Raw genomic sequence first — 20,460 nt, forward strand, 5'->3', positions numbered from 1 at the left:
CGAACAGCCCCGGCCAACCACCGCCGAGACCACACACCTCCGGCCCCACACCACGACAACGACCCGTCGCCGTACACATCACCGTCCCGTTCGGCGCGGTGGCCGGGCTGAGCGACGAACCCGGCGAGCTCGAGGGCTACGGGCCCATTCCCGCCCACGTCGCAAGAACGCTCGCCGCCGAGGGCGTCTGGACCTGGCTGCGCACCGACCCCGGCACCGGACAAACTCCTCGACCTCGGCCGCACGCGCTACCGGCCCACCAAGGCGCTGGCCGAGTTCATCATTGCCCGCGACCGGACCTGCCGGATGCCCGGCTGCCACCGACCGGCCCGCGCCGCCGACCTCGACCACATCGTTCCGTTCACCGCCGGCGGGTCGACGTCACCGGGCAACCTGCACGTCCTCTGCACCACCCACCACAAGCTCAAACACCACGCCCACTGGACCGTCCAACGACCACCCGACGGCACCACCCGCTGGACCAGCCCCACCGGGCATCGATATCTGAAACCACCCGATGGGGCCGGGCCGTGAGGGCGGCCGAGTTCATTCCGCCGCGAGCGCCAACACCGGAGACGTCCGGGCCGCACGCTGGCCGGGCGCGATCGACGCCAGCACACCGAGCAGGGTCGCGACCGCGCCGCTGAGCGCCAGCAGCCCCCACGGCACCACGAACTCCAGCTCATCGACGCTGACGACGGCGGCCCAGGCGAACAGCGCACCGGCTGCCGAGCCGACGACGGCCGCCACGGCGCCCATGAGCGCCGCCTCGACGCCGAGCATCAGCCGGGTCTGCCGGCGGGTCAGGCCGAGTGCCCGCAGCAGGCCGATCTCCCGGGTCCGCTCGTGCACCGACAGCGACAGCGTGTTGGCGATCCCGATGAACGCGATCACCAGCGCCAGTGCCAGGATCGCCAGCACCAGGTTGACCGCCTCGTTGAGGTCCTGCTCGAAGTCGGCCCGGCGCTGGGCGAAGCTCTGCACGGACAGCTCGGGGTGGTCGTCCGTCGCCGCGACGATGGCCGCGCGCGCGTCGTCGCCGTCGACGCCGTCGGCCGCGTTCACTGCGAGCAGGTCGTCGCCATCGACGACGACGGAGCCGATCTCCGGCAACTCCTCGATCGCCCGCGCCACGTCGTCCGGGATCGGCGCGGCCGCGGCCGTCCGGACGGCGAAGTCGGCCGGCACCCGCCCGTCGACGACGACGCGCACGCTCTCGCGGGCGGATTCGACGACGGTGAGGAAGCCGGCCACCGTCGTGACGCCGATCAGCAGCGCCGCCGTCGTGGCCGCCACCCGGCGCGGGTTGCGGACCGCGTTCGCTGTGGCCAGCTCCGCCGTCGACCGGGAAGCACCGGTCAGCCGGGCAGCCACCGCCCCGAGCACCCGGACCAGCGGCGGCACCACCTTCGGGCCCAGGATCAGCAGACCGAGGAAACAGACCGCCGCACCGAACACGACCAGGATCAACCCGGCCCCACCGCCCGACGTCCCGGCGGCCGCACCCCCGACCAGCACCAGCGCACCGGCCACCATCGCCAGCAGCCCGAGCACGATCCGCGCCCGCCCGGTGGTCCTGCTGTCCGCGCCGTCCGGCACTGCCTGCAGCGCGGCCAGTGGCGACACCTGGGTCGCCGCCCGCGCCGGCAGCAGCGCCGACCCGACGGTCATCAGCATGCCGATCACGACCGACCACGCCACCGTCGTCCCGGTCACCGTGAGCGCCAGTGACTCACCCAGCAACGAACCAGCCACCAGCGCCGTCACCGCGCCGATCCCGACGCCGGCAAGGCTGCCGGCCAACCCGATCGCGGCCGACTCCGCCAGCACACCGCGCAGCACCTGCCGGCGGGTGGCGCCGACGGTGCGCAGCAGCGCCAGCTCGCGCGTGCGCTGGGCGACCAGGATCCGGAACGTGTTGGCGATGACGAACGCCGCCACGATCAGCGACACCGCACCGAGCATCAGCAGCGGGATCCGCAACGCCTCCTGCTTCGACGACTGGCCGATCAGCCGCTGCGCCAGCTCCACCCCGGTGACCACCTCGTGGTCACCAGGGATCGCGGCCCGGACGGCGGCCGCGTCGGCCCCACCGGTCAGCCGTAGGTCCACCCGCGACGCGCCGAGCGGGTCGGCGAACTCGCGCATGACGTCCCAGCCGGCGGTGAGCTCCGGGTCGTCACCGGCCTCCGACGACGGATCGACCAGCCCGGCGATCGGCAGCGCGACCAGGACGTCCGCGTCCGCCGTCGCCACCGTGATCTCGTCGCCTGCCGCCAGCCCGAGCCGGTCGGCCGACCGCCGGTCCAGCAGCACGCCGTCGTCCGGCACCTCGGCGTCCAGCGGGGCCGCGAGCAGCCGGGCGAAGTCGAACGGGTCGATCCGGCCGTCGGGGTCGACGGTGTGGACGTCGAGCTCGCGCTGGGGCGCGGCCGCGGCGACTCCGTCGACGCCGGCGATCGCGGACACCTCGACCGGGGACAGCGTCCCGTCCGGCGCGGCGAGCACCGCGAGGTCGACTCCGTCGGCGTCGGCGGCCAACTCGCGCCGGCTACCCTCGTCCAGCGAGTCGGTGAGGATCAACGTCGCCGCGGTGAACCCCACCGACAGCACGACGACCAGGCCGGTCAGCACGAGCCGCAACAGGTGGGTGCGCAGCCCCGCCAGCACGATCGACCGCATCGCTCAGCCACCCAGCCGGCGCAGGCCGTCGATGACGGCGTCGGGTGTCGGGTCGGCGATCTCCCCGGCGACGTGGCCGTCGGCGAGCATGACGACACGGTCCGCCGACGACGCCGCGACGGGGTCGTGCGTCACCATGACGACGGTCCGGCCCAGTTCGCGCACACTGGTGCGCAGGATCGCCAGCACCTCCCCGCCGGAGCGCGAGTCCAGGTTGCCGGTCGGCTCGTCGGCGAAGATGACCTCGGGCCGGTTGATCAGCGCCCGGGCCACGGCGACCCGCTGCTGCTGCCCGCCGGACAGCTCACTCGGCCGGTGCCGCAGGCGGTCGCCGATGCCCAGCACGTCGACCACCTCGGCGAACCAGCGCCGGTCGACGCGGCGGCCCGCCAGCTTCAACGGCAGCAGCACGTTCGCCTCCGCATCCAGCGTCGGCAGCAGGTTGAACGCCTGGAAGACGAAGCCCAGCCGGTCGCGCCGCAGCAGCGTCAGCTCGGTGTCGTTCAGTGCGGTGAGGTCGGTGTCGCCCAGCAGCACGCGACCAGACGTCGCGGTGTCCAGCCCGGCCAGGCAGTGCACGAGCGTCGACTTACCGGACCCGGACGGGCCCATGATCGCCGTGAACCGCCCCGCCGCGAATCCGACGTCGACGGCGTCGAGAGCACGGACGGCGGTGTCACCGGTGCCGTGCAGCTTGGTCAGGCCGACGGCGCGGACCGCCGGCGCGAGAACGGCGCTCCTGGCGCCTGGAACGTCAGATGTCTGAAGGCTCACGGTCCCAGCGTCGCGAGAACGGCGCCGCGAATCGTCGGACCTGCGAGTGGACCCGGCGTACGACCAAGGTCGCACTCCCGCCCTGGGTATGGTCGCCTCGTGCCGATCCGCCCCGTCGAGACGCTGCCGAAGGTCCAGTCGCACCTGCATCTCACCGGAGCGATGCGCCCGGCCACGCTGGACGAGCTGGCGACGCGGCACGGAATCGCGGTACCGCCGCTGGCGGCGCTCACCGGCGGCCCGTACGAGTGGGCGGTCTTCCAGGGCCGCTACGACGCCGCCCGCGCCGCCATTCGCACGGCGGACGACGTTGCCCGGGTGGTCCGCGAGGCGGCCGAGGACGACGCCGCGGATGGTTGCGGCTGGTCCGAGCTGCAGATGGACCCGACGTCGTTCGCACCGGCGCTCGGCGGCCTGGAGGCGGCCCTCGAGGCGGTGCTGACGGCGGCCGCCGCGGCGACGCTGCCGATGGGCGTCGTCGTCGCGTCCAGCTGGGCGCGGTCTGGCGAGCACGCGACGACGCTGGCCCGGCTCGCCGCCCGGTACGCCGGCGACGGTGTGGTCGGGTTCGGCCTCTCCAACGACGAGCGGCTGGGCCGGGTCGAGGACTACGCGCCGGCGTTCCGCGTCGCCGCCGGCGCCGGCCTGCTGCGCACCCCGCACGGCGGCTTCTTCACCGGGCCGGCGCACGTGCGCGACTGCGTCGAGCTGCTCGGCGCCACCCGGGTCGGGCACGGCACCTCGGCAGCGGCCGACCCGGCGGTGCTGGCGCTGCTGGCCGAGCGCCGGGTGGCGCTGGAGCTGTGCCCGACGTCCTACCCGCCGTTCGGGGTGCATGCGCTGAACGAGCTACCGGTGCGGGCGCTGCTGGCGGCCGGCGTGCCCGTGGCGATCGGCAGCGACGACCCGCTGCTGTTCGCCGTCGGGCTGGCCGGTCAGTACGCGCTGTGCCGCGACGTGCTCGGGTTGTCCGACGCGGAGCTGGCGGCGTTGGCCTGCGGCTCGATCACCTCGTCGGCGGCGCCGGAGCCGCTCAAGCGGACGATGCTGGCCGGCGTCGACGCGTGGCTGGCCGGCTGAGCCGTCAGCGCGATGGCGGCGGCGCGGACGTCGTGCCGACCCGCAGCCGGACCGGCAGGTGCACGTTGGCCGGCCGCTGCCCGGCCAGCAGCTCGGTGACCATGCGCCCGGTCAGCCGGCCCTTCTCCGCGATCGGTTGCACGACCGTGGTGAGTAACCGCTCGCCCAGCCATGGGGTGTCGATGCCGTCGTAGCCGACGACGGTGAGGTCCTGCGGTACGCGCAGGCCCAGCGCCTCGGCGGCTCGGATGACGCCGACGGCGAGCAGGTCGCTCTGCGCGACGATGGCGGTCGGCCGGTCCGGCCCGGCGAGCAGCAGCCGCCCGGCCCGCTCGCCCTCTTCGACGACGTTACTGGGCGCCTCGGCGACCGGGACCGGCCCGAAGACGTCCTCGGTGGCGGCGAGCCGGGCCCGGCAGTCGGCGAACCCGACGATGGCCCGGCGGGCGTCGTCGACCCGCCCGCTGCGGCCGTCCAGGCGCAGCGGCAGCGCGGCGACAGCGACCCGGTGGTGACCCAGTGACGCGACGTGCCGGGCCAGCTCGGCCGCGCCGCCGTAGTCGTCGATGTCGACCACCGTGACATCGGGCCGGTCGGGTCCGTCGACGGCGACCACCGGCACGCCGCGGCGCAGGAACAGGTCGAGCAGCGGGTCGTCGTCGCGGCCGCAGGTGGCGAACACGGCCACGTCGACCGGCATCCGCGACACCTGCTCCGTCGTCGGGCTGCCGTGCTGGGCGTCGCCGGAGAGCAGCAGCAGGCCGGTGCCGGACGGGCTCAGCGCCTCGGCGATGCCGTCGAGCAGCGCGACCGCGACCGGGTCGCGGAACGCGTAGAGCAGCCGTTCACCGATGACGGCGCCGACGATGCCGGACCGGCCTCGGCGCAGCGACCGGGCCAGCGGATCGGGGCCGGCGTAGCCGAGGTCGCGGGCGGCGGCGAGCACGCGTTCGCGGGTGGCGTCGGCCACCGGGCCCGAACCGCTGAACGCCAGCGATGCGGTCGACGGCGACACTCCAGCGCGGGCAGCCACGGCCGCCAGTGTTGCCCGATGCTCGCCCACGTCACTCCCTCGCCGGAATTCCCGGTTGCATCCGATCCTCGTCCATAGCAGAATATCGAATCGATTCGATCGAATCGATTCGACCCGAGGAATCCACGTGAACCACACCGCCGCCATCCAGTCCCCCGACTTCGCCAGGGTCGTCCGGGCACGCAACGCCGTCGCCACGGTGTTCGCACTCAACGGCTTCGCGTACGCGTCGTGGATGGCGCGGATCCCCGAGGTCCGCGACCTGCTCGGCCTCACACCCGGCGAGATCGGCCGGCTGCTGCTGGCGATGGCCGCGGGCTCCATCCTGGCGCTGCCGACGTCCGGCGTGGTGGTCGGCCGCATCGGCGCGGCCCGCACCGTGGCCGGCGGGTCGCTGCTGGTCGCCCTCGGGCTGACACTGGCCGGGCTGGGCAGCGACACGCTCGCGTCAGCCGCGGTCGCCGCCGTCGGGCTGGTGTTCATCGGCTACGGCTCGGGCTCTTGGGACGTGGCGATGAACGTCGAGGGCGCGGCGGTCGAGCGGCTGCTCGGCCGGACGATCATGCCGCGGTTCCACGCCGCGTTCAGCCTCGGTACGGTGGCGGGCGCGGGCCTGGGCGCCGGCGCGACCGCCGTGGGCATCCCCGTCGTCGCCCATCTGAGCGTGATCAGCGTGAGCGTGGCGGTCGTCACCGTCGCGGCCGCGCGGAGCTTCCTGCCGCGCACGGCCGAGGTCGACGACGACGGCGAGCCGGTGCCGGGCATCTCGGTCTTGACCGCCTGGCGCGAGCCGCGCACTCTGCTCATCGGGCTCATGGTCCTGTGCGCCGCGCTGATCGAGGGCATCGCCAACGACTGGCTGGCGCTCGGCCTGGTCGACGGCTACGAGGTCAGCAACGCCGTCGGCGCGGTCGGCTTCGCGGTCTTCCTCGCGGCCATGACCGCCGGCCGGACCGTCGGCACCCAGCTGGTCGACCGGTTCGGCCGGCTGCCGGTGCTACGGATCAGCGCGGTCCTGGCCACCGTCGGCGTGCTCCTGGTGGTGTTCGGCGGGTCGCTCGCGGTCGCGCTGATCGGCACGGTCGTGTGGGGCCTCGGCGCCGCGCTGGGCTTCCCGCTCGGCATGAGCGCCGCCTCCGACGACCCGCGCCGGGCCGCCGCCCGGGTCAGCGTCGTCGCGTCGATCGGCTACACCGCGTTCCTCGCCGGCCCGCCGATCCTCGGCTGGCTGGGTGATCACGAGGGCGTGCTGAACGCCCTGCTCGTCGTCGCCGGCGCCGCCGTCGTGGCCGGGCTGGTCTCATCTGCCGCCCGCGAACAGCAGCCGGCCCGCGTTGAAGCCGCTGCCCAAGACTGACCGACCCTAGGACGCGCCCGGCCGCACCAGCCCGGTCTCGTAGGCCAGCACCACCAGTTGCACGCGGTCGCGCAGCCCGACCTTGGCCAGCACCCGGCCGATGTGCGTCTTGACCGTCGCCTCGGTGACGAAGAGGGTCTCGGCGATCTCGGCGTTGGACCGGCCGCGGACCACCTCGCGGACGATCTCGTGCTCGCGCTGCGTGAGCTCCGCCCAGACCGCGTCCGGCGGAGTGGCGTCCTCCGGCAGGTGGCCGGCGAACCGCTCCAGCAGCCGCTTCGTGGTGCTCGGCGCGACCACGGCGTCGCCGGAGTGCACCGCGCGGACGGCGTCGAGCAGCGTCGGCGGCGGCGCGTCCTTGAGCAGGAACCCGCTCGCGCCGGCCTTGATCGCGGCGAACGCGTACTCGTCCAGGTCGAACGTGGTCAGGACGATCACCTTCGGCGCGTCCTCGCGCGAGCGCAGCCGGCGGGTCGCCTCGACGCCGTCGAGGACGGGCATCCGGACGTCCATGAGCACGACGTCGGCCGCGGTCACCGAGAGCGCGTGCAGCGCGGCGTCACCGTCACCGGCCTCGCCGACCACCTCGAGATCCGGCTGCGAGTCGATGACCATCCGGAACCCGGCCCGGACCAGCTGCTGGTCGTCCACGAGGAAGACCTTGACCGGCTGCACGCTCACTTCCCTTCGCCGTACGGCAGGTCGAGGTCGACCCGCCAGCCACCGGCGGCCGCCGGTCCCGCCGTCACCGTGCCGCCGTACATCGTCATCCGTTCCCGCATGCCCGCCAGCCCCTGACCGAGCCCGTCGCTCGGCGCGGCCGCGCCCCGCCCGTCGTCGCTGACGCGGGCGGTCAGCCGGCCGGCGCCGAACTCCAGGGCCACCTTCGCCCGGGCGGCCGGGCCGGCGTGCTTGAGCGCGTTGGTCAGTGCCTCCTGGATCACCCGGTACACCGCCAGCGACGGCCCCGGCGGCAGCGGCCGCGGCGGGCCGGTGACGTCGAGTTCGACCGGCAGCCCGGCCTGCCGCACCGACGTGACCAGCTCCGGCAGACTACCGAGCCCGGGCTGCGGACGGACGGTGCCGCCGTCGCCGTCGTCGTCGGTGGAGCGCAGCACCCCGAGCAGCCGGCGCATCTCGGCGAGCGCGCCGCGACCGGTGTCGCCGATGGTCTTCAGCGCATCGAGGGCGGCCTGGGGGTCGTGGTCGCCGGCGTACCGGCCGCCGTCGGCCTGCACGACGATGACGGAGAGGTTGTGCGCGACGACGTCGTGCATCTCGCGGGCGATGCGGGACCGCTCCTCGGCTGCGGCGAGCTGGGCCCGCTGGTCGCGTTCGCGCTCGGCCTGGTGCGCCCGCTCGACCAGCTCGGCGACGTAGGCCTGGCGCACGCGGCGCACGTCACCCATGGCCCACGCCCCGACCACGACGGCCGACAGGGCGACGAAGCCGGCGACGAACGCCTCCTGGTCGCTGGGTGGGTAGTCGCGGATGGTCGCGAGCACGACGCCGAGGAAGCCGGCCGCGAGGCCGCCCCGGCTGGCCCACCGCGAGCCGTACGCGCTGACGGCGTACAGCCCGATCAGCAGGATCACGTCGGACGGGGCGAGCTGCAGGCCGGTCGCCCACTGCACGAACCCGCAGCCGACCAGCACGGCGAACGACTCGACCGGCCGCATCCGCCGGAACACGAGCGCCGCGCACATGACGGCGCCGAGCATCAGGTGCGCCCAGCCGGGGTCGTAGGCGGCGGCCGAGAACACCACGACGGTGAGGAACAGCCCGAGGGCGATGGCGGCGTCCGGCACGAGTGGGTGCCGGCGCACCCACGCGTAGAACCGGTCCCTGCGCCTCACGGGGAGCAGGTTATCCCCGTACGCTTCGCTGTCGGCGAACCAGCCGGCCGCCGGAACCCTTGCGGGGCCGTGCGTCGTAGGAACCGGTAGGCATCCGGGCGGCGAGAGGACGACGATCATGCGTGTAGCGGTACTCGGCACCGGCATGGTGGGCCAGGCCATCGCCGGCCGGTTCGACGAACTCGGCCACGACGTGCGCGTCGGCACCCGGGACCCGGCGGCCACGATGAGCCGTACAGAGCCCGACCAGCTCGGCAACCCGCCGTTCCCCGCCTGGCACGAGCGGCACGCCGGCATCCGGCTGGACACCTACGCCGACGCCGCCGCGGCCGCCGAGCTGGTGGTCAACGCCACGCCCGGCAGCGTGTCGCTGGACGTGCTCGAGGCGGCGGGCGCGGAGCACCTCGACGGCAAGGTGCTGATCGACATCTCCAACCCGCTGGTCTTCACGCCGGACGGCCCGCCGACGCTGTTCGTGGACAACACCGACTCGCTGGGCGAGGGTATCCAGCGGACGTTCCCGGGTGCGCGCGTGGTCAAGACGCTGAACACGGTCAACGCCGAGCTGATGGCGCACCCGGCGACGCTGGCGGACGGCGGCCACTCGATCTTCGTGTGCGGCAACGACGCGTCGGCGAAGGCGCAGGTCACCAACATCCTGACCAGCTTCGGTCACACCGACGTCATCGACCTCGGCGACATCACCAGCGCCCGCGGCGTCGAGATGTACCTGCCGGTGTGGCTGCGGCTGATGGGTGCGCTCGGCACGGCCCGGTTCAACGTCAAGGTGATTCGCTGACGCCCCGGTCGGCGGACCACGTGCGGCGCAGCCACAGCAGCCCGAGCACCGGCAGCACCAGCGGCACGAACCCGTAGCCGCGCCCGTACAGCGACCAGACGGTGTCATCCGGGAAGTCGCCCGGGTCGAACGCCGTGACGGTGCCGACCGTCAGCACGCCGAGCAGCTCGACGGTGACGGCGGCCAGCGCCACCCCGCGGGCCGCCGCGCCGGGGCGGGCGAACGCCACCGTCGCGACGATGTACACCAGGGCGGCGAACGCCGACAGCAGGTACGCCACCGGCGCCTCGTCGAACTTCGTCGCGATCTGCACGCCGGCACGCGCCGACGCCGCCAGCGCGAACACCGCGTAGACGGCGATGAGCAGCCGGCCCGGCCCGCTGGACCGCTGGGGCGTCCCGCTCACGCGGCGCCCGCGTCCCACAGCTGCTGCATGCGCACCACCAGCACCGGCACCACCAGCGCGGCCACCACCAGCACCGACGTCCCCCACCGGGACTTCTCCGCCAGCGCCCAGAACAGCCCCAGTGGGACGATGATCAGGTTCATCAGCAGGTAGCCGATGAACGTCGCGGTCTCCTCCGGCGTGCCGTCCGCGATCATCAGGACGACCGCCACCACGGCCTGGATCAGGATCAGCAGCTCGACCACCCCGGCGCCGACGACGTACGGCTCACGCGGCGGGCGGTTGCGCACCACGGCCACCAGCGCCCACGCGGCGTAGGCCAGCGAGGCGACGATGACGGCCCAGTCGACGACGGCAACCATGCGTCAGCCCGTCACGGGAGCCGGGCCAGCTCGTCGGTGAGGTCGTCCAGCCCGAGCGCGCCCATCGAGAGCGCGGCCATGTGCCACGCCTTGAGGTCGAAGTCCGCGCCCCGCACCGCCCGTGCGGCGTCGCGGCCGGCCAGCCACGCCCGCTCGCCGAGCTTGTAGCCGATCGCCTGCGCCGGCGCACCGAGGTACCGGACGATCTCGGAGTCGATGAAGGCCGGGTCGCGGCCGTTGAAGGCGCCGAAGAACTCGCGGGCGAGCTCCGGCGTCCACACCTCGCCGGGGTGGAAGGTCTCGCCGTTCGGGATGCGCAGCCGCAGGTGCATGCCGATGTCGATGATGACCCGGATCGCCCGCATGATCTGCGCGTCCAGGTAGCCGAGGCGGACGGCGGGGTCGGTGAGGTAGCCCAGCTCGTCCATGAGCCGCTCGGCGTAGAGGGCCCAGCCCTCCGTCATCGCGCTCACCGAGCCCAGGCTCACCTGGTAGCGCGACAGCTGGTCGGCGACGTACACCCACTGCGCCAGCTGCAGGTGGTGGCCCGGGACCCCCTCGTGGTACCAGGTGCTGACCAGGCCCCACACCGGGAACCGGGTCTCGCCCAGCGTCGGCAGCCAGGTACGGCCGGGCCGGCTGAAGTCCAGCGACGGACGGCTGTAGTACGGCGCGGCGGCGCTGCCGGGCGGCGCGATCATCGCCTCGACCTGCTTGATCGGCTCGGCGAGGTCGACGTGGGTGCCGTCGAGGTCGGCCATCGCGCGGTCCATCAGCCCCTGGAGCCAGGTCCGTACCTCCTCGACGCCCTCGATCGCCTCACCGTGCTCGTCGAGGTGCCGCATGACGGCCAGCGGCGTATGCCCGGGCAGGACGGCGTCGGCGGCCCGCTTCATCTCCTCGCTGATGCGGCGGAACTCCGCCCAGCCGTAGGCGTACGCCTCCTCGAGGTCCAGCTCCGAGCCGGTCCAGTAGCGGGCGGCGACGGCGTAGCGCTCGCGCCCGACCGCGTCGGGCGTACCCTCGGCGGCCGGCCGGTACGTGGTGACGAGGTAGTCGCGCAGGTCGGCCAGGCCGGTCCCGGCCTGCACGGCCGCGGCGGCCAGCTCGTCGCGCTGCGCGTCGGGCCCCTTGGCGACGAATGACGAGTACCAGTCGGCCTCGAGCCAGGTGTCGAGCTGCTCGATGACGGTGTCGACCTGACGCTGCGCCGCGTGCAGGCCGCGCCGGTCGCCCTCCTCCAGCGCGGCGCGGAAGCCACCGGCCGCGGCCGGGATGTTGCGCAGCCGCCGCCCGATGACCGCCCAGTCGTCGTCGGTCTCGGCCGGCATCATCAGGAAGACCGACCGCAGCGACTGCACCGGCGAGAACAGGTTGCTCAGCTCGCGCAGGCCCTCGCCGGCGTCGTGCACCGCCAGCGACGCGGTCAGCCGCTCGCGCAGCAGCCGCGCGGCCCGGCGTTCCTCCGCCGGCAGGCCGCCGTCGCCCGCCGCCCGCTCGACGGCGTCCAGCTCGGCCAGCGTGGCGCGGGCGGCGTCCGCCACCGCCTCGCGTCCGTCTGGCGAGTAGTCGGGCATGGCGTCGACGCCGGGCCGGATGCCGAGCGCCGTTCCGACGATCGGGTTCAGGTCGGCGATGGTCTCGACGTAACGGTCGGCGATCTTCCGGGGGGTGTCGGCATCGTCGTGAGGCACCGGCCCATCATCCCCGATCGCGTCGTTGCCCGGCGCGCCGGGCCGTCGCATCGGCGGACAGGGGCTTGCGAAGTGATCATGCTCGCTATACGGTCACTTTGCTCGATTTCGTGACAAAGTCGTCAACTTCGAGTTGAAAGGCGCGTCTCATGAACGGACCGTCTCGCATCAGCACAGCCGTCGCGGCGTCCCTCCTCTGCGTCGCACCGCTCGCCGGCCCGGCCGCCGCCCAACCGCCGGCCGCGGACTCGTGGACCGTGGCCGCGCCGCCCTCCGCGGGCGTCGACCCGTTGGCGGCGCAGGTGGCCCTGGACCAGAACGGCACCCCAACGTTGAGCGTCAGCGCCGGCGACCGGGTCGTGCTTCCGCCGTCTCCCATCGGGCTGGTCACCGACGGTGCCGACCTGTCCACCGGGCTGGAGCTCGTAAACCACGCCGAGCGCACCGTCGCCGAGAGCTACACCACGACGACCGGCAAGGAGACCGCACGGCACACCGTGATGCGGGAGGCCACGCTGACCTTCGCCAACGGCGACGGCTTCGAGCTGGGCCTCGTCGTGCGGGTCGCTCCCGACGGCGTCGCCTACCGATACGAGCTGGCCGACCGGCCCGGCACCACCATCGTCACCGGCGAGATCTCCAGCTGGCAGCTTCCGGCCGGCTCACCGGCGTGGCTGCTGCCGTACACGTCCTGGTACGAGGAGCCCCGGGTGGCGACAACGGTGGGCTCGGCCGCCTCCGGCGCGTACGGTCATCCGGCGCTGTTCGCGGTCGGCGACACCCATGTCCTGCTCACCGAGTCCGGGCTGATGCCGTCGTACCCGGGCGCCTTCCTGGAGCACGATGCCGGCACCGGCCGGTTCCACGTCGACCTGGTCGAGGCGCAGGTCGTCGCCGAGGGCGGGTTGACGACGCCGTGGCGGACCGCCGTCGTCGGAGACCTCGCCACCGTCACCGAGTCGACGCTGGTCGACGACCTGGCGCCGCCGGCGCGCATCGACGACACGTCCTGGATCCGCCCCGGCCGGGTCGCCTGGTCGTGGCTGCCCGAACACTCCAGCCCTCGAGACTTCGAGCGGCAGAAGGACTACGTCGACTACGCCGCCGAACACGGCTGGCCTTACACGCTGGTGGACGAGGGTTGGAGCGACGAGTGGGTGCCGGAGCTGGTCCGCTACGCCCGCGCCAAAGGCGTCGACATCCTGCTGTGGTACCGCTGGACCGACGTCGACACGCAGGCGGAGATGGACGCCGAGTTCTCCCGTATCGTCTCGTGGGGCGTGAAAGGCGTGAAGCTCGACTTCATGAACACCGGCGCGCCCACCCACGGCGAGAGCACCGCCCGGCACGCCTAGTACGAGCAGGTCCTGCGCGAGACCGCCGAGCATCGGTTGCTGGTCAACTTCCACGGCTCGACCATCCCGAAGGGGATGCAGCGGACCTGGCCGCACCTGATGTCCTACGAGGCCGTACGCGGCGCGGAGTACTACTCGTTCCCCGGCGACCCGCGGGTGACGCCTGCGTACAACACCATGCTGCCGTTCACCCGCAACGTCGTCGGTTCCATGGATTACACGCCGGTCACGTTCGGCCAGACCTCCCGGTCGACGTCGGACGGGCACGAGCTGGCGCTGTCGGTGGTGTTCGAGACCGGGCTGCTGCACCTGGCCGACATGCCCGAGGTCTTCGCCACCCGCCCGGAGGCCGAACGCTACCTCGACCAGGTGCCGACGGCCTGGGATGAGACTGCCCTGGTCGCCGGCGCTCCCGGCGAGGAGGCCGTCATCGCCCGGCGCTCGGGCGAGCGGTGGTTCGTCGGCGGCATCGTCGGAGGCGCGGCCCGCGAGCTCCAGGTGCCGCTTGACTTCGTCCGGGGCGGGCGCTGGCTGGTCGAGACCGTCACCGACGACGGCGTCGGTGGTCTGGTCCGCACGGCGACGACACTGGCGGCCGGCGAGACGTTCGAGGTCCCGGTGATCGACAACGGCGGGTTCGCGGCCGTGCTGTGCCGGGCCATGGATGCGCGGACCACCTGCGACGAGCCCGTGCACACCGTGCCCCCCAGCACGCTGATGATCGAGCCTGCAGACACGGTGGTGCAGCCGGGCGGGTCGGTCACGGTGTCCGCCACGTTCACGCTCGACGAGGGTGACCCGGTGCGCCGCGTGACGATGTCGGCGGTGCCGCCCGCCGGCTGGCAGGCCGACGGTTCCGTGGTGCGGCGGGCTCAGCTGGCCACGGGTGAGCGTTTGACCGGGACCTGGACGTTCATCGCGCCGGCCGACGTGGCGACCGGCTTCGTCGACCTGCCGGTTGTCGTCGAGTTCGATCCGGCGCCGCTCGCGACCCGGCAGCGCGTCCATGTCGAGCAGGCGGTTCGCGCGCTGGTCCCGCCGGCCGCACCCAGCGGTGACGTGGCGGTCAGCGGCCTGCAGTTCATTGCCGATGCGAACGGCTGGGGCCCAGTGGAGCGGGACGCTTCCAACGGCGAGGCCGGCGCGGGCGACGGCGCACCGCTGACAATCGGCGGTACACAGTACGCGACCGGCCTCGGCGTCCACGCCGTGTCCACCGTCACCGTTTACCTCGGCGGCGCCTGCGACCGGTTCACCGCGCAGGTCGGCGTCGACGACGAGGTGGGCAACCAGGGCTCGGTCACGTTCCACGTCCGCGGGGACGGCAGATCGCTGGCCGATACGGGCGTGGTCACGGGTAGTGCTGGCGCCACTGCACTCGACGTGGATGTCAGCGACGTCGAGCTGCTGACGCTGGACGTCGGCGACGGAGGCGACGGCATCAACTTCGACCACGCGGACTGGGCCGACGCCACGGTCAGCTGCCGATGACCGACGTCAGTGCGCGAGGACGTCGCCGCGTACCTGAGCGGGGTCGCCGGGCACCGGCTCTGCGGGGTCGGCGCCGGTCGCGACGATCCGGTTGGCGGCGTCGACGTGCACCACCCGCGGCTGGAACCGGCGCGCCTCGGCGTCGTCGACCAGGCCGTAGCTGATGAGGATGACGAGGTCGCCGGGCTGCACGAGCCGGGCGGCGGCGCCGTTGATGCCGATGACGCCGGACCCCCGCGGACCGGGAATGGCGTACGTGGTGAGCCGGGCGCCGTTGGTGATGTCGACGATGTCGACCTGTTCACCGGGCAGCAGGTCGGCGGCGTCGAGGAGGTCCTCGTCGACCGTGACCGATCCCACGTAGTGCAGGTCGGCCTGCGTCACGGTGGCGCGGTGGATCTTGCCCTTCATCATGGTGCGGAACACGCGTTCACTCCTGGTCTCGCTCGCTCGATGCGGCCGGGTGGCTGTCACCGTCGGCGTGGCCGTCGGGTCGGGGTGCCGACTGCTGCCGGTACCTCGCCATCCATTGTTCTGGAACATCGGTCTTGCGTGCCAGCCGAGCCCGTTCGGCCTGCTCTTCGGCGATGGCGCGGGCCTCGGCGGGCAGCCGGTGCGCGATGACCGCGTCGACCGGTCCGGGTGTGGTGTCGACGTGCACCGACGCCAGTCCGAGACGGCGCTGCAGCGGGCCCTGCACGATGCGCACACTCTGCGTCTTCGCGTGCGGCACGGTGGTGAGGTTGCGGTACAGCACGCCTTCGCGCACGACCACGACGTGGTCGTCGACGCCGTAGGCCAGCTTCTTCCAGCCGATCGGACGCAGCCAGCGGGCCGGCCGCGGTGCATGCGTCAGCGGCACCGACAGCGGGTCGGAACCCGGCAAGACTTGCCGCAACACCTCGGCCGCCTCCTCGTACGTCGCCACTGGGAGCAGCGTGGACGTCCGCTGACTGTCGTCGGACGACTCACCGCTGTAACCGGCGACGTCGACGTCCAGCCGCACCCAGCCCTTCCCCCTCCACAACAACGGCTGGCGCATGGCTACTCCCTGCACCCGGCCGGGCGGGACGGTCTGGTGCTGGGTGTCGAGCAGGCCCTTGCGGATGCGGTAGCCGTCGGGCGACTCGGCCAGGACGAACGCGAAGTTGCGGCCCAGCTGCGCCCAGAGCGCGGCACCGATGGCGATGACGCCCGGCAGCATCGACGACAGCAGGCCGACGGTCACCTCGCTGTCGCGAAAGAACAGGAGCGCCACGCCGATGCCGACGATGAACACCACACCGGTGACGAACGCGCCCGACAGCACCGTCGACCACACCAGCCGGTCCAGCGGGACCTCGTGCACCACCCGCTCCGGCGCCTCCGGCGTGTCGGCGTCGATGCCGGCGGCCCGGGCCAGCAGCTCGGCCCGCAGCCTTACCGCATCGTCGACGGCGAGGTACTGCAGTGGCGCCTCGGCCTTGCCGCCGCCGGCCACCTCCAGCCGCAGCTCGGAGACGCCGAGCAGCCGGCCCGCCAGCGGGCGGTTGATGTCGACGGCCTGCAGGCGGTCCAGCCGCACCCGGCGCGACCGGCGGTTCAGCATGCCGGAGTCGATCCGCAGCGCGTCGCCGTCGAAGCCATAGCGAGTGAACCACCACGACAGCAGCCCGGCGATCATGCCGACGACGGCGAACGCCAGCGCGGTGAGGCCGAACCGGCCCATCTCGCCGGAGCGCAGCGCGTCCTGCCCGCCGATGCCGATCGCGAGGGCGAGGAAGCCCCAGCCCCGAAGCAGCGGCGTCAGCGGATGCAGCCGGCGGAAGTGCTCCGGCGTCGGGTCGACCCGGCCGGGCTTGGCCCCGTCGGCCTCGCTGCCCGGCGTGGTGGTCACAGACCGGCCGCCTGGGCCTCGCCCAGTGCCGACAGCCGGTCGCGCAGGCGCGCGGCCTCGGCGGCCGGCAGGCCGGGGATCTTCGCGTCGGTGGCGGGCGAGGCAGTGTGTAGCTGGACCGTGGCAAGTCCGTACCGCCGCTCCAGCGGCCCGGACGCGACGTCGACGAACTGCATGCGACCGTACGGCACCACCGTCAGCCGCCGGTACATGACGCCGCGGGTGACAAGCAGGTCGTCCAGCCGCTCTGCGTACCCCCAGGCCCGCCAGTTGCGCGGGATCAGCCACAGGCCCCACCCCAGCGCGACCAGCCCGGCGCCGACGACGGCGACGACGGCCGGCAGCCCGACGATCAGCCCGAGCACGACCGCGACGACGGCTGTGCCGAGGATCACCGAGACCAGCAGCACCAGCCGGCGCAGATCGACGAGCTTGCGCGACACCTGCTGCCACGCCTCGCCGGGCGGCGAGAAGAGCTGGTCCTGGTCCACGGCGACGAGGCTACCTCGCTGGCTGCCGATGGGCGCCGCGGCTCAGCGTGTGACGGCGCCGGCCGGCGGGACCAGCTCGCCCGCCGCCACCTCGACACCCAGAGTGTTGCCGGGCGGCGCGAGCGGGCAGGTCCAGGCGGGGTCGTAGGCGCAGGACGGGTTGTAGGCGAAGTTGAGGTCGACCACGAGCCCGTCGTCGACAGAACCGCCGAGGTCGGCACCCTTGACGGTGTCGAGCAGGTAGCGCCCGCCGCCGTACGTCGCCCGGCCCGCCGCGGCGTCCTTGACCGGCACGAAGATCCCGCCGCCGTAGGAGTCGAGCCACCAGACGTCGAGGTCGCCGATCGGCAGGTGCAGCCGGCCGGCCAGTTCGAACGGCACGACGCCGTCGGTGGCGGTGGGCACCTCGAGCCGCTGCCGCTGGACGTCCGGGTCGACCGCCAGCACGAACCGCAGGCTCGGGTCGTACGGGACGTGCCGCAGCCCCGCGAAGCCGGCCCGCCGCTCGGGCGGGACCGGCGACGCGGGGTGCGTGCGGACCAGCTCGTCCCGGCCGGCGGCCCACAGCTCGTGGGCCCCCGCCGGGTCGGACTCGCTCTCGGCCCGCACCCGGGCGTAGAGCGCGTGGACCCGGCGCCGCCAGTCGAGGACGTCGAGCGCGCTGATCGCGGTCAGAGCAGCCCCTTGTCCTCGAGGTAGGCCCGCGCGACATCGGGCGCCTGCTGACGCTCGGCGTCGACCTGGGCGTTCAGCATGGCGAGGTCGTCGGTGGTGAGCACGCCGGCCAGCTGATTGAGCACGTCGGCGATGGCGGGGTCGCCGGCGGACTCGGTGTTCACCACCGGCACGAGGTTGTCGGCGGCCTGCAGGCCCTGGTCGTCCTCGAGCGCGATCAGGTCGAACTGATCGAGCGTGCCGTCGGTGGTGCCGACCAGACCGAGCTGCGCGTCGCCGCGCTGGACCGCCTGCTTGGTCTCGCTGGTGCTGAACCCGGTGGCCAGCGGCGGATCGACGATGTCGAGGCCGTACACCGACTCCAGGCCCGGCTCGCAGAACGGTCGTTCGGGGCACTCCTCGACCGCGGCCAGCGTAATGGGCTGACCGAGCGCCCCGAGGTCGGACAGCGTGGTGAGGTCGTTCTGCTCCGCGAACTCCGTGGTGACGGCGAACGCGTTCTGGCTGGCCGCCTCGGCGGGGTCGAGGATGGTCAGCCCGCGCTCCTCGGCCAGCGGCCGCGCGGCGTCGACGGTCTCTTGCGCGTCCGACGTGGCGATCGGCGAGTTCGTGGGTGCGTCAGGACCGTTGATCGCGCCGTTGAGGAACTCCGCGAACGTGGCGAGGTACTCCGGGACGACGTCGATCTCGCCGCTCTCCAGCGCCGGCTCGTAGATCTCGCGAGCGTCGACGGACTGGATGTCGACGGTGTACCCGGCGTCCTCCAGCAGCGCCGCGTACATCTCCTGCATGATCAGCATTTCGGTGAAGTTGGCTCCGCCGACGGTCAGCTCACCGCCGCCCTCTGTGGCTGTCGAGTCGCCATCGCCCTCGCCCTCCTCGAACGGGTCGTCGTCGCCTCCGCACGCTGCGAGCGACAGGGCCAGGCCGGCCGCCGTCGCTACTGTCGCCAGCCGTCTCCGCATGGTCGTGGACTTGAGATTCACCGGTGTCACCTTCTGTGTCCCGTGGCGGCCTCTCACCGCCACGCGTGTCCGGCGAGCACCCGAACAGCGCCCGCATGGCAAGTCAACTACGCGCCACTGACAACCTCGTCCGGCATGACAGGCATTCCCCTGTCGCGCTCGCGAGTCGGCGGCGCGCGCCGAGCTCGGCGCATCGGGTCCACAGCCCGCTGCAGCAGCGCCATCAGGCCCTCGACGACCAGTGCCAGCACGCCGACGATGATCGCACCACCCACGACCTGGGCGAGATCCTGCCGGCCGAAGCCGCTGGTGATGATGCGGCCCAGGCCGGGCCCGGAGATGACGGCTGCCAGCGTCGCGGTGGCCAGCACCTGCACCGTGGCGAGCCGGACTCCGCCCATCACCAACGGGACGGCCAGCGGCAGCTCGATGCCGCGCAGCAGCTGACCTCCGCTCATGCCCATGCCGCGGGCGGCCTCGACGGCGTCGGGATCGACCTCGCGCATGCCTACGTAGGCGTTGGTCAGGATGGGCGGTATCGCAAACAACACCAGCGCGATGATGGTGGTCCAGACCGACAGCCCGAGCGGCGTCATGTAGAGCAGCGCAAGGATGGCGAAGGTCGGCACCGCCCGGCCGACGTTGCTGATGTTGATGGCCAGCGTGCCGCCGCGGCCGAGGTGCCCGAGCCAGAGCCCGATCGGCAGCGCGATGGCGCAGGCGATGAGCATGGACAGGCCGGTGAGCCACAGGTGCTCCACCAGCCGGGTGCCGATCCCCGCCGGGCCGCCCCAGTTCGCTCCGTCGAAGAGCCAGCCGAGCCCATCCAGCAGCCCGTTCACGAGCTCACCGCCCGTCGCCAGGGCGTGAGCCAGCGTTGCAGGCCGAGCAGCAACGCGTCGGCGATCAGCGCCAGCACCACGCAGAGCACCGACGCCGTGAGCACTTCGGCGTGGAAGTTGCTGCTCTGGCCTCGGTTGATGAGATTTCCCAGTCCGCCGTGGTTGACGATCATGCCGACGGTCGTCAGCGCGATGGTCGACACTGTCGCCACCCGCAGCGAGGCGAAGATGGCCGGCATGGCCAGCGGCAGCTCGACATTGCGCAGCAGCCGGAAGCCGTCATAGCCCATCCCGACCGCCGACTCGCGGACGTCGGCCGGCACGGCGTCCAGCCCGGTCAGGATGCCGCGCACGAGGATGGTCAGCGAGTACAGCACCAGTCCGATGATCACAGTCGTCGCCGATATGCCGGTGAACGGGAACAGCAGCGAGAACAGCGCCAGCGACGGGATGGTGTAGAGCGCGGTCGACGTACCGAGGATCGTGCCGCGCAGCCACCCCCAGCGCCGGGCCGCCACGGCGAGGACCAACGCGACCGCGAAGCCGATGACTACAGAGATCGCGGTGATGGTGACGTGCTGGATCAGGGCTTCGACGATCTCGTCCTGCCGGGTTCTGATGTACTCGCCACACACCCAGTCGTTGCGAACGAGGCAGTTGTCGGTCAGGGTTGCGGTATGAACGGGCCCGGAAAGCGCCATTCCGTTGACGCTACCGAAGAA

The 20,460-nt window shown here is 72.8% G+C and carries 20 protein-coding genes and 1 pseudogene; 6 read left to right on the forward strand and 15 right to left on the reverse strand.

From position 1 onward, the window contains the following. Positions 1-306 precede the first annotated feature (306 nt). A complete protein-coding gene (locus E1262_RS24525; RefSeq protein ID WP_132106583.1) occupies positions 307-534 on the forward strand; it encodes an HNH endonuclease signature motif containing protein in 228 nt (75 codons plus the stop codon). 12 nt (positions 535-546) lie between these two features. Here E1262_RS24525 and E1262_RS24530 read toward each other — a convergent pair whose 3' ends face one another. Together E1262_RS24530 and E1262_RS24535 are read right to left on the reverse strand one after the other, a co-directional pair. Next, positions 547-2,682: an FtsX-like permease family protein gene (locus E1262_RS24530; RefSeq protein ID WP_132106585.1), complete on the reverse strand. Its 2,136-nt coding sequence runs from the start codon at positions 2,680-2,682 to the stop codon at positions 547-549. A 3-nt stretch (positions 2,683-2,685) separates the two neighbouring features. Continuing rightward, the gene (locus tag E1262_RS24535) at positions 2,686-3,456 is read right to left on the reverse strand and encodes an ABC transporter ATP-binding protein (RefSeq protein ID WP_238993043.1); all 771 of its coding nucleotides are present in this window, start codon (positions 3,454-3,456) and stop codon (positions 2,686-2,688) included. 99 nt (positions 3,457-3,555) lie between these two features. On the opposite strand from E1262_RS24535, the gene add reads away from it, so the two are divergent. Then, entirely contained in the window at positions 3,556-4,536 is a 981-nt protein-coding gene (add, locus tag E1262_RS24540; RefSeq protein WP_203454361.1) for an adenosine deaminase, read from the forward strand. Positions 4,537-4,540: 4 nt separating this feature from the next. Here add and E1262_RS24545 read toward each other — a convergent pair whose 3' ends face one another. Beyond that, complete coding sequence (locus tag E1262_RS24545; RefSeq protein ID WP_203454388.1) at positions 4,541-5,569, reverse strand: LacI family DNA-binding transcriptional regulator; 1,029 nt, start codon at positions 5,567-5,569, stop codon at positions 4,541-4,543. 127 nt (positions 5,570-5,696) lie between these two features. Between E1262_RS24545 and E1262_RS24550 the strand changes: the two genes are divergently transcribed. Further along, entirely contained in the window at positions 5,697-6,926 is a 1,230-nt protein-coding gene (locus E1262_RS24550; protein WP_203454363.1) for an MFS transporter, read from the forward strand. Between the two features lie 6 nt (positions 6,927-6,932). Here the strand turns inward: E1262_RS24550 and E1262_RS24555 are convergent, their stop codons facing one another. Both E1262_RS24555 and E1262_RS24560 read right to left on the reverse strand, forming a co-directional pair. Continuing rightward, positions 6,933-7,607, reverse strand: coding sequence for a response regulator transcription factor (locus tag E1262_RS24555; RefSeq protein ID WP_203454365.1), 675 nt, complete (start codon positions 7,605-7,607; stop codon positions 6,933-6,935). Beyond that, positions 7,604-8,782, reverse strand: a complete 1,179-nt coding sequence (locus E1262_RS24560; RefSeq protein WP_203454367.1) for a sensor histidine kinase — start codon at positions 8,780-8,782, stop codon at positions 7,604-7,606. Before E1262_RS24560 ends, E1262_RS24555 begins: the two co-directional genes overlap by 4 nt. A 118-nt stretch (positions 8,783-8,900) precedes the next feature. On the opposite strand from E1262_RS24560, the gene E1262_RS24565 reads away from it, so the two are divergent. Continuing rightward, positions 8,901-9,581, forward strand: coding sequence for an NADPH-dependent F420 reductase (locus E1262_RS24565; RefSeq protein WP_132106593.1), 681 nt, complete (start codon positions 8,901-8,903; stop codon positions 9,579-9,581). Here E1262_RS24565 and E1262_RS24570 read toward each other — a convergent pair. Genes E1262_RS24570 through E1262_RS24580 form a run of 3 tightly spaced genes read right to left on the reverse strand, consistent with a single transcriptional unit; the run spans position 9,565 to position 12,094 of the window. After that, positions 9,565-9,987, reverse strand: coding sequence for a hypothetical protein (locus E1262_RS24570; protein WP_132106595.1), 423 nt, complete (start codon positions 9,985-9,987; stop codon positions 9,565-9,567). The two genes, E1262_RS24565 and E1262_RS24570, sit on opposite strands and share 17 nt — an antisense overlap. Continuing rightward, complete coding sequence (locus tag E1262_RS24575) at positions 9,984-10,349, reverse strand: hypothetical protein (protein WP_132106597.1); 366 nt, start codon at positions 10,347-10,349, stop codon at positions 9,984-9,986. Before E1262_RS24575 ends, E1262_RS24570 begins: the two co-directional genes overlap by 4 nt. Positions 10,350-10,360: 11 nt before the next feature. Next, the gene (locus tag E1262_RS24580; protein WP_132106599.1) at positions 10,361-12,094 is read right to left on the reverse strand and encodes a DUF885 domain-containing protein; all 1,734 of its coding nucleotides are present in this window, start codon (positions 12,092-12,094) and stop codon (positions 10,361-10,363) included. Positions 12,095-12,192: 98 nt separating this feature from the next. Here E1262_RS24580 and E1262_RS31040 point away from each other — a divergent pair. Continuing rightward, positions 12,193-14,037 (forward strand): annotated as a pseudogene (locus tag E1262_RS31040) (glycoside hydrolase family 97 protein); the annotation flags it as partial. A 78-nt stretch (positions 14,038-14,115) separates the two neighbouring features. Next, positions 14,116-14,889 (forward strand): NPCBM/NEW2 domain-containing protein, encoded by a 774-nt coding sequence (locus E1262_RS31500; protein WP_238993048.1) that lies wholly within the window; start codon positions 14,116-14,118, stop codon positions 14,887-14,889. A 6-nt stretch (positions 14,890-14,895) separates the two neighbouring features. Here the strand turns inward: E1262_RS31500 and panD are convergent, their stop codons facing one another. From panD to E1262_RS24620, 7 genes are all read right to left on the reverse strand, one after another. Further along, the gene (panD, locus tag E1262_RS24590; protein ID WP_132106601.1) at positions 14,896-15,315 is read right to left on the reverse strand and encodes an aspartate 1-decarboxylase; all 420 of its coding nucleotides are present in this window, start codon (positions 15,313-15,315) and stop codon (positions 14,896-14,898) included. Positions 15,316-15,319: 4 nt separating this feature from the next. Continuing rightward, on the reverse strand, positions 15,320-16,765 hold the full coding sequence (locus E1262_RS24595) for a PH domain-containing protein (RefSeq protein ID WP_132106603.1): 1,446 nt from the start codon (positions 16,763-16,765) through the stop codon (positions 15,320-15,322). Further along, positions 16,762-17,256 carry a PH domain-containing protein gene (locus tag E1262_RS24600; RefSeq protein ID WP_238993044.1) on the reverse strand — a complete coding sequence of 165 codons (495 nt, stop codon included), beginning with the start codon at positions 17,254-17,256 and terminating at the stop codon, positions 16,762-16,764. The genes E1262_RS24595 and E1262_RS24600 overlap by 4 nt, the downstream gene beginning before the upstream one ends. A gap of 42 nt (positions 17,257-17,298) precedes the next feature. Next, a complete protein-coding gene (locus E1262_RS24605) occupies positions 17,299-17,865 on the reverse strand; it encodes a DUF1684 domain-containing protein (RefSeq protein ID WP_203454382.1) in 567 nt (188 codons plus the stop codon). A 62-nt stretch (positions 17,866-17,927) separates the two neighbouring features. Next, a complete protein-coding gene (locus tag E1262_RS24610; protein WP_238993045.1) occupies positions 17,928-18,917 on the reverse strand; it encodes an ABC transporter substrate-binding protein in 990 nt (329 codons plus the stop codon). A gap of 86 nt (positions 18,918-19,003) precedes the next feature. Beyond that, a complete protein-coding gene (locus tag E1262_RS24615) occupies positions 19,004-19,738 on the reverse strand; it encodes an ABC transporter permease (RefSeq protein ID WP_203454383.1) in 735 nt (244 codons plus the stop codon). Then, the gene (locus tag E1262_RS24620; RefSeq protein WP_132106605.1) at positions 19,735-20,439 is read right to left on the reverse strand and encodes an ABC transporter permease; all 705 of its coding nucleotides are present in this window, start codon (positions 20,437-20,439) and stop codon (positions 19,735-19,737) included. The genes E1262_RS24615 and E1262_RS24620 overlap by 4 nt, the downstream gene beginning before the upstream one ends. Positions 20,440-20,460: the final 21 nt, after the last annotated feature.

The sequence above is a fragment of the Jiangella aurantiaca genome, assembly GCF_004349105.1.
GTDB classification, from domain to species: Bacteria; Actinomycetota; Actinomycetes; order Jiangellales; family Jiangellaceae; genus Jiangella; species Jiangella aurantiaca.